The sequence below is a fragment of the Coleofasciculus sp. genome (genome assembly GCF_046565525.1).
In the GTDB taxonomy this organism is placed as follows: Bacteria; Cyanobacteriota; Cyanobacteriia; order Cyanobacteriales; family Coleofasciculaceae; genus Coleofasciculus.
In genome coordinates this window covers 73,288-85,854 of the sequence record NZ_JBKHUP010000009.1, presented here as the reverse complement: position 1 = coordinate 85,854, position 12,567 = coordinate 73,288, and the positions used below count along the sequence as shown (strand labels likewise).

The 12,567-nt window shown below is 45.2% G+C and carries 13 protein-coding genes; 5 read left to right on the top strand and 8 right to left on the bottom strand.

Annotation, left to right across the window (positions count from 1 at the left end; all coding sequences use genetic code 11):
- Positions 1-22: 22 nt before the first annotated feature.
- Positions 23-1,081: a YheT family hydrolase gene (locus tag ACLGGO_RS05070; protein ID WP_446418487.1), complete on the top strand. Its 1,059-nt coding sequence runs from the start codon at positions 23-25 to the stop codon at positions 1,079-1,081.
- Between the two features lie 146 nt (positions 1,082-1,227).
- On the opposite strand, the gene ACLGGO_RS05065 is transcribed toward ACLGGO_RS05070, so the two are convergent.
- The 5 genes from ACLGGO_RS05065 to hisH all read right to left on the bottom strand — a co-directional run bounded on the left by ACLGGO_RS05065 (position 1,228) and on the right by hisH (position 5,857).
- The gene (locus ACLGGO_RS05065) at positions 1,228-2,241 is read right to left on the bottom strand and encodes a cytochrome d ubiquinol oxidase subunit II (protein WP_446336147.1); all 1,014 of its coding nucleotides are present in this window, start codon (positions 2,239-2,241) and stop codon (positions 1,228-1,230) included.
- Between the two features lie 8 nt (positions 2,242-2,249).
- The gene (locus ACLGGO_RS05060) at positions 2,250-3,692 is read right to left on the bottom strand and encodes a cytochrome ubiquinol oxidase subunit I (protein WP_446336148.1); all 1,443 of its coding nucleotides are present in this window, start codon (positions 3,690-3,692) and stop codon (positions 2,250-2,252) included.
- An 89-nt stretch (positions 3,693-3,781) separates the two neighbouring features.
- The gene (locus ACLGGO_RS05055; protein WP_446336149.1) at positions 3,782-3,991 is read right to left on the bottom strand and encodes a hypothetical protein; all 210 of its coding nucleotides are present in this window, start codon (positions 3,989-3,991) and stop codon (positions 3,782-3,784) included.
- Between the two features lie 113 nt (positions 3,992-4,104).
- A complete protein-coding gene (locus ACLGGO_RS05050; RefSeq protein ID WP_446339114.1) occupies positions 4,105-4,962 on the bottom strand; it encodes a prohibitin family protein in 858 nt (285 codons plus the stop codon).
- Between the two features lie 259 nt (positions 4,963-5,221).
- Positions 5,222-5,857 (bottom strand): imidazole glycerol phosphate synthase subunit HisH, encoded by a 636-nt coding sequence (gene hisH / locus ACLGGO_RS05045; RefSeq protein WP_446339116.1) that lies wholly within the window; start codon positions 5,855-5,857, stop codon positions 5,222-5,224.
- 64 nt (positions 5,858-5,921) lie between these two features.
- On the opposite strand from hisH, the gene ACLGGO_RS05040 reads away from it, so the two are divergent.
- Positions 5,922-6,611 carry a peptidase C15 gene (locus tag ACLGGO_RS05040; protein ID WP_446418486.1) on the top strand — a complete coding sequence of 230 codons (690 nt, stop codon included), beginning with the start codon at positions 5,922-5,924 and terminating at the stop codon, positions 6,609-6,611.
- Positions 6,612-6,913: 302 nt separating this feature from the next.
- On the opposite strand, the gene lspA is transcribed toward ACLGGO_RS05040, so the two are convergent.
- The 3 genes from lspA to ebsA form a co-directional block, all read right to left on the bottom strand.
- Positions 6,914-7,468: a signal peptidase II gene (gene lspA / locus ACLGGO_RS05035; protein WP_446418485.1), complete on the bottom strand. Its 555-nt coding sequence runs from the start codon at positions 7,466-7,468 to the stop codon at positions 6,914-6,916.
- Between the two features lie 79 nt (positions 7,469-7,547).
- A complete protein-coding gene (locus tag ACLGGO_RS05030) occupies positions 7,548-8,639 on the bottom strand; it encodes a phosphotransacetylase family protein (protein ID WP_446418484.1) in 1,092 nt (363 codons plus the stop codon).
- Positions 8,640-8,677: 38 nt separating this feature from the next.
- Positions 8,678-9,049, bottom strand: a complete 372-nt coding sequence (ebsA, locus tag ACLGGO_RS05025) for a type IV pilus biogenesis protein EbsA (RefSeq protein ID WP_446339120.1) — start codon at positions 9,047-9,049, stop codon at positions 8,678-8,680.
- A 193-nt stretch (positions 9,050-9,242) separates the two neighbouring features.
- On the opposite strand from ebsA, the gene ACLGGO_RS05020 reads away from it, so the two are divergent.
- The 3 genes from ACLGGO_RS05020 (at position 9,243) to ACLGGO_RS05010 (ending at position 12,542) form a co-directional block, all read left to right on the top strand.
- Entirely contained in the window at positions 9,243-9,584 is a 342-nt protein-coding gene (locus ACLGGO_RS05020; RefSeq protein ID WP_446339121.1) for a histidine triad nucleotide-binding protein, read from the top strand.
- A gap of 410 nt (positions 9,585-9,994) precedes the next feature.
- A complete protein-coding gene (locus tag ACLGGO_RS05015) occupies positions 9,995-12,001 on the top strand; it encodes an NACHT domain-containing protein (protein ID WP_446418483.1) in 2,007 nt (668 codons plus the stop codon).
- Between the two features lie 7 nt (positions 12,002-12,008).
- Positions 12,009-12,542 carry a hypothetical protein gene (locus tag ACLGGO_RS05010; RefSeq protein ID WP_446418482.1) on the top strand — a complete coding sequence of 178 codons (534 nt, stop codon included), beginning with the start codon at positions 12,009-12,011 and terminating at the stop codon, positions 12,540-12,542.
- Positions 12,543-12,567: the final 25 nt, after the last annotated feature.

Here is a 12,567-nt window from a genome sequence, read left to right as displayed (position 1 = left end):
GAAAAAAATCGATGAATGACAAATGAAGAATGACAAAAGACACTTTCATTCCCCTTGGTGGTTAAGTAATGGTCTGGCGATGACCCTGTACTTGGCGTTTAGAGCATCCCGCGATTGGGAAGCGACGATTCCCTACCCAGAACCCCCTTATCAGGAGAAAATTTTTCGTGGCGCCCACAATGTACCGATTTTTGGAATTGTCGCCATTCCAGAATGTGCTAAGGGTACGATTGTGGGAACTTATGGAATTACCGGGGATTTGGATAACCAATGGTTTCTGAGACTGTTGGGGCGTAAAGCCTTTGCTCAAGGCTATGCAGTGGTGCTATTTGACTGGCGAGCCCATGGAAAAACAGCACTGTTGTCACCAACGTTAACCTCAGATGGTTTGTACGAGGGTGATGATTTTGTTCTAATCGCGGCGCAATCAAAAGCCATGGGGTGTCCCGCCCCATTTTGGTTTACAGGCTATTCACTGGGCGGACAATTAGCGCTTTGGGGGATTAAATCAGCCCAGGCGATCGCACGTTTGCCAGAAGAGGTAGGATTAGAGGAGTCAGAGATTGGCGGTGGTGCAGTTATTTGTCCCAGTCTGGATTCTAACCGTTCTCTTACTTATCTGTTAAACCATCCGTGGGGGCGGTATTTAGAACAAGCTGTCGCCCGCACCTTGAAACAACTTGCATGGCGCCTCTATCACGCTCATCCCCAAGATATCGATTCGGAGGCGGTTGAACGGGCAAACAGCATTTGGGGATTTGATCAGGAGTTAGTAATTAAGGGATTGGGGTTTTCATCGGTGGAAGAGTACTATGATGCCAGTAGTGGACTGCATATTTTACCTCACCTGCACAAACCGACGCTGATTCTTTATGCAGCCGATGATCCGATGTTTGACCCCACAATTATTCCCGACTTACAAGGAATTTGTGCTGATAATCCGGCGATTGACTTAAGGGTGACAAAACAGGGGGGTCATGTCGGTTATATTAGTTCTCATGCTTGTCAGCGAGACTATCAAGATCCTGACTGCTGGTGGGCGTGGAATCGAGTGCTGGAATGGTGCGATCGCGAAACCTAAGTGTAGAGACGCGCCATGGCGCGTCTTGTGTAGGGGCGGGTTTTACGACTATCGTTTCTCACCTCATCTAGATGCGACTAAAGCCGCCCCGACTAAGGTTTGACCTTTGACCCTGTGACTACACCCAGGGCATACTGTTGACTGATTTAGACTTCATAATGTTCACCCGTAACCTTACCCCGAAACACGATGTATTGATAGATGTTGTATGCCAACATAATCGGAATCAGAACACCGATAAAGATGATCATGAAAACCAGCGCACTGGGGTCAGCCGCTGCTTCATAAATGGTGATCTGAGTGGGAATGATGTAGGGAAATACAACCAAGGCTAACCCAATAAACGTCAGTAAAAAAAGTAGAATCGTCCAAACTAATGGCGTTCTCTCCTCCTGTCGATTTAGACTTCTTAGGAGTAGCCAAATTAGCGTAATTCCCAGTAGGGGTATGGCGGCGAAGATATAAATTTGGGGTTGAGCAAATAGACGCGATCGCGCATACTCATAAAAGATGGGCGTGGTAATCGTAATCACAATCGCGCCAATTAGGGTGGTGATCGCGGCAATTCTGGCGGTTTTGTAATGGGTGGCTTGCAATTCTCCCTCTGTTTTCAGAACCAAATAGGTTGAGCCAATTAACACATACCCTTGAATTAAGGTCAACGCCACGATAACAGATTGCCAGGTTAGCCAATCCCAAGTCCCGCCAATAAAATGACCCGCTTCATCAACCGTAATACCCGATAGTACAGCCCCCAAGGCAAATCCTTGACCCAGTGCAGCGCAGAAACTTCCGGCACCAAAGGCTAAATTCCAGAAGAATTTACGATTAGATTGTTCGCGAAACTCAAACGCCACCGCCCGGAAAATAAACCCAAAAACCATAAATAAAATTGGGATGTACAAGGCAGTTAAAATCGTGCCGTAGGCTAAGGGAAATGCCCCAAACAAACCCCCTCCCATAATTACCAGCCAGGTTTCGTTAGCATCCCAAACATTACCCAAACTGGTCATTAAAATACCCCGGCGTTCCTCACTGGAAGAAGTAACCGATAAAATGCCAACCCCTAAATCAAATCCATCCAGCATCACGTAGAGGAAGAGAAATAGGGCTAAAATGGCAAACCAGACTTGGGGCAGAAAATAGGATAGTGTCTCCATACAATCTCCTACTGTTGCGCTTCTAGTGGGCGTTCATCGGGAATAAATTGTCCCGGATCAGTGTTGATACCTTCTTGAGTTTCAGCACTGGGTAAAGGGAGATTGAAATTTGGACCTCGGCGGATAATTCGGCTACCAAAAAACAAAGCGGCACAAAATAACAGGATATAAACCCCACTGAAACTGAGTAACGACGTTAAAACATTACTGGCTGGGACATTAGACACAGCGTCTACAGTGCGGATTTGCCCGTACACTGTCCATGGCTGTCGTCCTACACAGCGAACAATCCAACCGGATTCTACAGCAATATAACCGAGGGGCGCGGCAAAAATCCAGGCAAATAAAAGCAGACGCTGCTGGGTAATGTTTTCCGGTGAAAGCTTACCCCGTAGCCATTGCAGTACACTCAACAGCATTAATCCGGCGAAGAAGAAGCCAATGGCAATCATGATCCGGAAGGAATAGTAGATTAACCCTAATAGATGGGGTCGATCTTCGGGTTTCCACTCCTTCAATCCCAATACAGGTTCAGACAGTTCTTTTTGAAATTTTAGGATATATCCCAATGCGTTGGGAACTTTAATTTCCCAATCATTTTGTTCGGCGGTTTCATTGGGGAATGCCAAAAGACTCCAATCTGCTGCAACTCCGGCGGGTATGGTTTCCCACTGCGCTTCCATCGCCGCTAGTTTTGTAGGCTGATGACGATACACTTGTTCGCCACTTAAATGCCCAATATAGATCTGTAAGGGGGCGACTGCGATCGCAACGGCTAAGACAATTTTCAATGACTTAGAAAAGAAGGCTTGATGGCGTTGGTTGAGAATGTACCAAGCGCTAATCCCACCAATCACAAACAGCGATGTTTCTAGGGTGGCAAAGAACATGTGTAGAACACTGTTCATCATGAAGGGATTGAAAATTGCCTGAAAATAATCACTGACAACAAACTTGCCATCGATAAATTCTCCACCCGATGGGGTTTGCATCCAGGAATTGGCAGCTAAAATCCAGAACGTGGATAAGTTAGCACCGAATGCTACAAGGATAGTCGCAACGTAGTGCATGATCGGATGAACACGCTGCCAACCAAACACCATAATCCCTAAAAATGCTGCTTCTAGCATGAACGCCATCGATGCTTCAAAGCCGAGAATGCTGCCAAAAAAATTACCAACCGCCTCCGAAAAGGATGCCCAGTTAGTGCCAAACTGAAATTCCATCGGCACCCCGGTGGCGACGCCAATGCCAAAGTTGAGGACATACAGCTTTGACCAAAAGCGAGCATGGTAGTAATAATCAGGATTGCGCGTCTTCAACCATATTCCTTCCACGATGACCAGGTAAATACCCATACCTGTGGTGAGAATGGGCCAAAGTATATGAAAAATAGCCGTCACTGCAAATTGCAGGCGTGACAGAACGACGGTATCAGACAAAAATTCCATAGACTTTCAGTTACATTAAGACCTGAACAAGGTTTGGTTACAATTGACTAGAAAACTCGATCAGGCTCATGAGCCGATTCGTTCTTATCCTAACGTGCTGAAACCGTGACGGCGAGTGGCATATCCTCCCTCAGGGCATTCTTTTTTTTAGGGGGTAAGGGCTGTCGTTTAAGTTGAATGGCACACTCCTTACGGTTGGTGGGCAATGCCCACCCTACTACACTGGCAAGGTTAAAACGGTGGTCAAGTATTTTCAAGGAAGCCTTATGAGAGTAGCGATTCAAAAAAATTTTACCCACAACTTTAAGCTTGCCAGTGTACTACAGTATAAGCGATTTACAATGCTTATTTCAGTGCCATTCCGCTTAAGTTTGAAACCAATCAAACAGGATAACCACAGGATTTGGCGTCCTTAGCGCCGTAGCGTTTCCTGTGCTATATCCCCCAAGTTAAATAAGAATGGCACACTACTCTTGGAATCACCACCCATGACCAAAACTTTCGGCATTTGCGCCCCACCTTGTTTCCAGGCTTCGATGGCTTCTTTTTGCAGAACCAGTGGTCCGCCTTGCTCTCTCAGGGTTTCCGCCAATAGTCGTTGGGCTTCGGCTCTACCCTTGGCGCGATTAATGTCCGCTTGGGCTTGTTGTTCGGCTTCCCGGGCAACGTAAACAGCACGTTGCGCCCGTTGTTCAGCGATTTGTTTTTCCTCAACCGCCTTGGAGAACTCTGGGGAGAAGTTTAGGTCAACCACGCTGGTATCTAGGACGATGATGCCATACTTTTCCAACCGTTCATTCAAAGCATTATCAAAGTCTTGTTTAAGTTCAGTGCGTTTGGTGATTGCTTCTTCTACCGTTCGCCTCGCCGCTGCAACTTTGAACGATTCCTGAGTTTGAGGGGCGATAATTTTCGAGACGATATTCTGCAATGTGCCTTGTGTGCGTCGGATTGTAACCACCTGTGTCGGATCAAGGCGGAAGTTAATCGCAAAGCTAGCTGATAGATCCTGAAGATCCTTAGTGGAACTCTGAGCAGGAACTTCAAATTTTTGCACGGTTACATCATATACGTCCACCACTGAGATTAAAGGCGGCTTGATGTGGATACCTTCTAGTAAGGCTCCATCTCTGGCTTTACCCAAGATGCTGATGACCCCGGCTTGACCTGGGTTGATGATCACAAAGGAGCTAAAGCTAAGGAGAATCAAGGCTGCTGCAATAATCCCTCCCACTAAAGCTTGCCAATTCTGTGAATTCTGATACTTCAACGTTTACTCTCCTTACTTCATAGCCATTGGCGACTCTTTCCAGCCTACCAATGTTCAGACCCAGTTGTGTTGATTAGGGGAAAATGGGGAAGCATGTTCCAGATGTTCTAGGGCGCGTCTGCTGTAGGGGCGGGTTTTGGGATTTTAGGCTTGGCTATTGATAACCTTTGTGCAAAACCAGCCCGGATGTAGAGATGTTCCATGCAACGTCTCTACATTCCCATATTCCTCATTTCCATCTGTTACCTGTTCCCCAATCTTAGACGGATACAGGAGTTTTCAGGAGAGTGACAAAGTTCGATAGAATTTGTAAGCCTGCTGTGGACGATTTTTCGGGATGAAACTGAACTGCCATCATATTACCCCGCGCGATCGCAGCCGTGACCTGTTGTGATCCGTGGGTGACTGTAGCGGCGCGAATCGTCGGATCAACAGGGTCAACGTAGTAGGAATGGACAAAATAAACTTGTGGGTTCTCAGATAGCTGCATCCACAAGGGACAATCTGGTTGAGTGAACTCCAAATGGTTCCACCCCATGTGCGGAATGCGGATATCCGGTTCTGGCTGAAATCGCCGCACTTTCCCAGGGATAATCCCTAATCCGGGTTCCTTTCCTTCTTCTGAACTCTCAAACAGAATTTGCAACCCTAAACATATACCCAGAAACGGTTTACCACTAGCAATCACCCGTTTAATCGGTTCATCAAGTCCCCGCGATCGCAAATGCTGTACGGCTGGGTCAAATGAACCCACTCCCGGTAGTACCACCGCATCCGCCTGTTCAATCTCAGCCGCGATATCTGTCACCTTGGTTGTTGCACCCGCATTCTCCAACCCTTTACAAGCCGAGTGCAGGTTACCCATATCGTAATCGACCACCGCAATGATTGGCATGAACCGATTCCTCGTTATTTTTATGGTTCAATCTATATTTTAATGAGTTCGGTGCTAATCGATAATGTCAACCACTATCCTTTTGACATCCTTTCAAACCTGGTTACCTGATCACAAATCCAATGCGTCCGATGATTTACTGCTGAAAATCCAACAAGAGAGTAACCCGTTTCAGGAACAAGCCATATCCTTGACGTATCTGAGACAGCTACCCGTTGACGTATTTCCAGCCAGTGATTTAGCGATCGCGGAAATTGAACACCTGCAACCGGATGTGGTAATCTGTTGCGGCATGGCTGAATCCCGTTCCCGATTAACCGTAGAAGCTGGGGCAACGCCTCGATACCTTGTCGCTCAAGTCTATTGGTTGGTTTATTATATAGTTCTTCAGGAAATCTTCAGCTTTAAAGGGTTGTCCTATTATCTTTCCGCCTTCCTTGGCAATAAGACAAACATCGAGACTCACTTCCTCAACACCTCTGTAGACTTAGAGGAACTATTACAGGGATTAACCGAAACTGAGATTAGTTACGACGCGGGTAAATTTGTCTGTGAAGGACTCTATTATCAAGTATTAAGCTATTTGCGCGATTATTCCCCGACAACTGGTTGTATCTTTGTCCACGTTCCCCTACTAACGCCCGAAAACCTATCCACAATTCTGACAGACTTTCGCCTAATTATTTCCAGAATAGCAGTTTGGGCAATGATTCAACGCCAAAACCAAATAAGAGACACAACTACTGCTGCTTAGAGACAAAGACAACATAGATTCCTTCTCGTTTCAATAGAGGGCGATCCGATCAAAAGGAAAAACTGACTAATTTTGTTAACTCGCCCTCATCTTCAATTAACCGTGATTTTTCGATAATCATTTATAATCATCCCCTGTAGGGGCGAGTCGCCGGACTAGCGTTAAAGGGAAAACCGATTAATTTTGTTGACTCGCCCTCATCTTGAGTTAATACTAAATCCGGGTTGACTACCCCCTTATCCAGTCCGCGCAGGTGAACTTTTTTGTGTAGCAGCGATTTTAATCGCCAGGGCAAAAAGGGCTTACTGTCTGTGAGATTGATCCCCAGGTGGGCGACTTTGGCGAAAACTGATAATTAACAAGCAGATAATCCCTAGATTAATAAAAACATCAGCAAAATTAAACACTGGAAAAGGAGCGAGTCGAATATGCCGAAAATCGACTAATACAGGAAACTTGACGATCGGAAACTCCAGAAAATCAACCACACAGGTTAACTGTTTTCCATTAACGATACAATCATTAAAAAATCGATCAATTCCATTGCCTAATGCACCCCCTAAAATAAACCCGTAGCCTAACTGCTCAATAGGTTTCAGCCGGGAACCAAACCATGCCAACCCCATTAAACCCAGACTCACTGCCAGTGATAGCCAGCGCAGCCAAACTCCGCCCTTACTAAACAGACTAAATGCTGCCCCGGTATTCGTCACATACGTTAAGTGAAAAATATCAGGAATCAGAGGCAAAGTTTCGTATAATGCAAAATTTTGTACCACTAAATATTTAGTCAGTTGATCCAAAATTAAACTAACAGTGGCAATTACCCAGAAGTAACGATTTTTTCTAAAAGGCATAGTCAATTGATTGACATCGAATATTACCACTGTGACATCCTCCTACACTAAATGCTTGGCATTATAGTGTAGGTACGATTCAATGAGTTGATACAACCGCTTCTAAACCCAACAGATTCATCAACCGTTCAATGTCAAAATGTTCTGTCATAAGCTGTTGGACGCATTGTGCTTTTATGGATTCGCGCAGGCGTACTTGACCAAAAGCGCGATCGATAATTTCCACAGTGGTGAGGGTATCGAGATCCACCGATAAAATGGGGATTTCCAATTCTTCAGCACGGTTGACAATCAACGGTTGGGGTGGTATATGTCCCGTTAAAATCAGACAGTGGGTTGAGGTTTCCAGTGCTGCCATTTGGATATCCGTGCGATCGCCTCCGGTAACCACTGCCATGTGCTTGCCTTTGCGGAAGTATTTTAGGGCAGAGTTGACATTCATCGCGCCAATGGTCAAACTTTGAACCAATAAATCTATCCGATCCGGACGGCAAAGTACTTGAGCATCGAGTTGATGAATCAATTCTCGAACCGTAACGCTGCGGAGCAAATCATTTTGGGGTAACATCCCCAATACAGGAATGCCTTGCGCCTCTAGAAAGGGTTGAACTGTGGATTGAACGATTTCCAGTTGATCAGCCGGAATCGCGTTAATCACAATTCCCCGTAAGCGATCGCCAAGTTGGTGTTTGGCAGATAGCAGCGTTTCCACCAGTAACACCGAATGAAAACGGCTGACTAATACAATTGAAGCCTCTATTTCCTGAGCAATGTCCAGTAACGAGAGGTCAAATAGATTGCCTTCAAAAAGCGTACTCGGTCCTTCGAGTACCATTAAATCGCCAATCGGAGGCTGGAGATAGGACTTCAGCGATTGACGGTAATTGGTAGAATCCTCACCGCGTAAGCGTTTTTGTATTGTCTGATCATCGAGGCAAAGTAAAGGCGATCGCACCCGTTTTTCTGGTAGATCTAGGATAGACGGAATAAACTGCACATCATCGCCTTCCCGATCCAGTTTATTCACATACTCAGTACAGGCTAAGAGCTTACCATAACCAATATCCAGTCCTTGACTTTTGAGCTGATGGGCGATGCCCAGAATAATGGCAGACTTGCCACTATACGCTTCAGTTGATCCGATTAGTAAATAATTCACGGATTTTGTCACCCCTAATTTCACTCCTCCGTTCAAAATGCCACTTGAGTTTACTCGTCACGTAGTAGTTTTCGATAAAATGTCTGGGAAAAATCGGTCAAGCGAGTGCGCTTGAAATTCAAAATGACTTCGATTAAGTAATTAATAAATTCAGAATTTGCCAAAGTTACCTCATAACTGAGTTCCGCATTCCCATCAAACTGTAATCGGCAGCGGGTGAGTTCCGAAGGTAGCTTAGAGACAAACCAGGTTGCCACAAAGGGAATGCTCTCACCGCCTTCAATACGGCGACTCCCTTCTAAGGAACCCTGTTGATACAGACTAAACGCCAGGGGGAGGGCATTGCGTTTAGCGCCTTGATAGTAAGGCATGTAGACACCGTAGGCGCTTTTCTCGGCAGGCTGAAGTTTCTCGATTGACATAGCTGACTAACGTCTTGTTCCGGTATGGAGAATGTCATGCACTCTCGTTGAAGGCTAATAAATTATAGAAAACCGATGCGGTTAAACTAGATAGATCTCTCCATTAATTGTTTACTCTACCTCGATCTTAGGCGTTTTTGGTTCCTGTATGCTACTTTCTAATGAAGCATTTATACTAAAACCGCGATTAGCCATGAGTGAGACAATCTTTAGCAAGATTATCCGTCGGGAAATCCCGGCTGACATTGTTTATGAGGATGATCTAGTCCTCGCTTTCAAGGATATTACGCCCAAAGCCCCCGTTCATATTCTGCTCATTCCCAAAAAACCGATTCCCCAGCTAGCGGCGGCTGAGTCCCAAGATCACGCCCTTATGGGACATCTGCTGTTAACCGCCAAGCGAGTGGCTGAACAAGTGGGTTTGAATCAAGGGTATCGGGTGGTGATCAACAACGGTGCTGATGGCGGTCAAACCGTGGATCATCTACATTTACACATTTTAGGCGGACGCCAGATGGACTGGCCCCCCGGTTAAAAGTTGGGGTGTGGGGGCACAGGTGCGGAGGTGCGGAGGTGCGGAGGTGCGGAGGGGTGCAGGAAGATAATTTCTTAAAGATTCTTTAAATAACGTGGCAAAATAGAACATTAGCTCGACTGGACAGTGATTTGGGTATTGGTATCATCCGTGATACAAGGAATAAAGACCGTTAGTCTTCGTGTAGGGGCGACCCGCTTGCACTAATTAACAACTCCAGTCCACTAAATAGACTCGGGTCGCCCTCTTTTTAACCCTCTGTCCTAGAAAGTGTTTATTAGGAGTCAGGATATCAATTTCCGAAACCAAAACTAAAGCGTCTCGATTAAAGCTAAAAATTGGTTCAGGGCAGTCTATTTTCATGTTGGTTGCGCTAGAGTGGTGAATAAATCAATCTTTTTCCAAAAAGAATGAAGCCGGGAAATAAAAGGCGTTTTTTCGCCTCTAGCGCTGTCTTAGTCAGTATTTTAGTAGTAAATGCTGATGCTGCTCAAAGCCAAAATCCATTACTTCTTCCTCTAGCTGTATCGTCCACGGAAAACTCTTCTCCCTCAACCGAAGCTGATGCTACGACACAACAGACGATCAAGCCCACAGCTTCACCTACACCATCACCGTCACCCGCAGCGAATCCTGATGTCTCTCCAAAGCAAGCACCATCAGACTTAACAACACCCTCTATTGATTGGGGCTCTATTGATTGGGGTGCAGTAGGTGCTATAGCTACTATTTTAACTCTTATAGTTGCAGTCTTGACATTCATATTTGGGCCAAAAGTAACTCATTTTTGGGATGAGAGAGACAGACGTAAACGGCAAGATGCAGCCAATAAGGAAGCGGAACTAAAGCAAGCAGAAGCTGAGGCTCACCAAAAACAGGCTATAGAAGATTATCGTAAAAACCTGATTTATAGACTCGGTAATCTACAGATTTTTAAGATGTCCAGTCCTTTGGATCTGGAGAATATTTATGTAAAACTGCAAGTGCGGCAAGAACAAACACTGTCCCCTACCCAAGAAGAAGAAAAAGCCTCGTTAGCTGAGGGTGAGCCAGGGGAACTGTTGCGACAATTTCAACAGCGTTTAGTAGAAAAAGCGGCAACGGCAATTTCCCCAGAAGAGGCATTAACCGAACACAAACGGATAACGGTGTTGGGTGAGCCTGGTGCAGGTAAAACTACGATCCTGCGACACCTAGCTGTGCGAATGGCTAAAGATGAATCAAGCTTACCCTATTTGCCAATTTATGTTGAACTGAAATTTTTAGAAGGTAACACGGAAAACGTTCTAGAGTTTGTTGCTGCTGACTTAGCGCAATACTATGGCTTTCAAAATGCCCGTCCCTATCTTGAAGAACAGCTAAAAGACGGTAATGCTGCATTGCTGTTAGACGGATTAGACGAAGTATTGGGTGGTAAAAGCCCTGCTGAGGCGAAAAATGCTTACAATCAGGCGGTTGGTAAAGTAAATCAATTAGCCACACAATTTCCTAATGCTCCGATCGCAGTTACCTGTCGTCGGGCTGGCTGGCGCGGTGGTTTAACTGGGTTCCAGACAATGGAAGTGCTGGAATTTGATGAACCTAAGATTAAGGAATTTGCCAACAACTGGTTCAAATCAGATCCTTCCAAGGCGGAAGGATTATGGCAAGAACTAAATAAAAACTTGCGGATGAAGACGTTGGCAGGAAATCCGTTAATTCTCTCACTAATGGCGATTGTCTATGGGCGAGAATTGAAATTACCTGAGCGTCGCTCTGAATTGTACCAGCACTGCGTTGAAGTATTGCTCGAAGAATGGGATGCGGAACCTAATCGAGATGTTAATCGATTGATGCAGTTTACACCAACACAAATGCAGAATCTGTTGATAGAGGTGGCGTGGTATTTCCATCAGCAAGGGACAAGCTATTTCCGCGAAGCTGAACTATTGCGGCAACTTCCTCGCTTTCTTTCTAATGCTCAAATCAATATCTCACCAGAAGAGAACAAAGCAATCCTGGAGGAAATTACAGATTCATCGAGTTTGCTGAAAGAAGCCGCCTATGAATTGTATAGCTTTCTGCATTTGACATTTCAAGAATATTTTGCCGCACTAGCCGCTAATAAAAAAGGTGCAGTTGGATGGCAAGAGGTTGTTAAGCATCGACATGAACCTTGGTGGGAAGAGGTAATCCTGCTATTAGCTGAATGTATGGACGATGCGACACCGCTACTGTTAGGTATCTTGGGACGTTCGCTACCTTCATTGTCACCTGGAAACATCAACCAGTTAATACCGGAAGGGGAACCGCTAGCTGTCAATGATGACCTTTTTGATAGTGATTTGCTCTTGGCAGCACGTTGTCTGGTTGGTAAACCCAATCTGATGCAGGGTTTGGCAACGAATAACTCGCACTCTCAAAAGCTTGGGAGATGACTCTGTAGTGCCAACGCTGGTGCAAGCATTGGAGCAAAGTCAGGCAAGCTGGGATCATGGAGTAGCGCCGGAATCAGGGCGCAAGTTTATCGTTGACTACGCTAATAGAATTTTCACTATTACAAAAAACTATAATTTATCTATTTGTGAGGCAAAAGGTATTCTCTGGGCTGCCTCAGAGTACCAGTCTGAGACAATTGCTCAACAAATACTATCAATATTGCATCAATCCAATTGGCTGGTATTTCAAAATGAAATTTTGAACAACTTGCCCACATTTATTACCAAGTTATTAGTCCCTAAACTACGGGAGCTATTACCCGAAATCCACAACAATAATCGAGACTTCAATTGGAAACGTTGTATAGTTAGAGCAATTGGCGAAGTAGCTGATGAACGTGAAACAGTGACCGAATTACGAAAAGCCTATTTATCGCTTACTAGCAACCAAGAAATGTATTTGAAACCTGAAATTTACTCTGCCCTTTATTCAGTTAGTCATAGAGCCAGACTTCGAGTTAGTCGTGACGAACAAATATAGCGGTTCTCCAGTGTTTAAGGTACAC

What these genes read in the sequence shown, in the direction of transcription:
- ACLGGO_RS05070 (WP_446418487.1), top strand. Translation starts at nt 23, where the DNA reads ATGAAGAATGACAAAAGACACTTTCATTCCCCTTGGTGGTTAAGTAAT.
- ACLGGO_RS05065 (WP_446336147.1), bottom strand. Translation starts at nt 2,241, where the DNA reads ATGGAGACACTATCCTATTTTCTGCCCCAAGTCTGGTTTGCCATTTTA.
- ACLGGO_RS05060 (WP_446336148.1), bottom strand. Translation starts at nt 3,692, where the DNA reads ATGGAATTTTTGTCTGATACCGTCGTTCTGTCACGCCTGCAATTTGCA.
- hisH (WP_446339116.1), bottom strand. Translation starts at nt 5,857, where the DNA reads ATGCCAATCATTGCGGTGGTCGATTACGATATGGGTAACCTGCACTCG.
- ACLGGO_RS05040 (WP_446418486.1), top strand. Translation starts at nt 5,922, where the DNA reads ATGTCAACCACTATCCTTTTGACATCCTTTCAAACCTGGTTACCTGAT.
- lspA (WP_446418485.1), bottom strand. Translation starts at nt 7,468, where the DNA reads ATGCCTTTTAGAAAAAATCGTTACTTCTGGGTAATTGCCACTGTTAGT.
- ebsA (WP_446339120.1), bottom strand. Translation starts at nt 9,049, where the DNA reads ATGTCAATCGAGAAACTTCAGCCTGCCGAGAAAAGCGCCTACGGTGTC.
- ACLGGO_RS05020 (WP_446339121.1), top strand. Translation starts at nt 9,243, where the DNA reads ATGAGTGAGACAATCTTTAGCAAGATTATCCGTCGGGAAATCCCGGCT.
- ACLGGO_RS05015 (WP_446418483.1), top strand. Translation starts at nt 9,995, where the DNA reads ATGAAGCCGGGAAATAAAAGGCGTTTTTTCGCCTCTAGCGCTGTCTTA.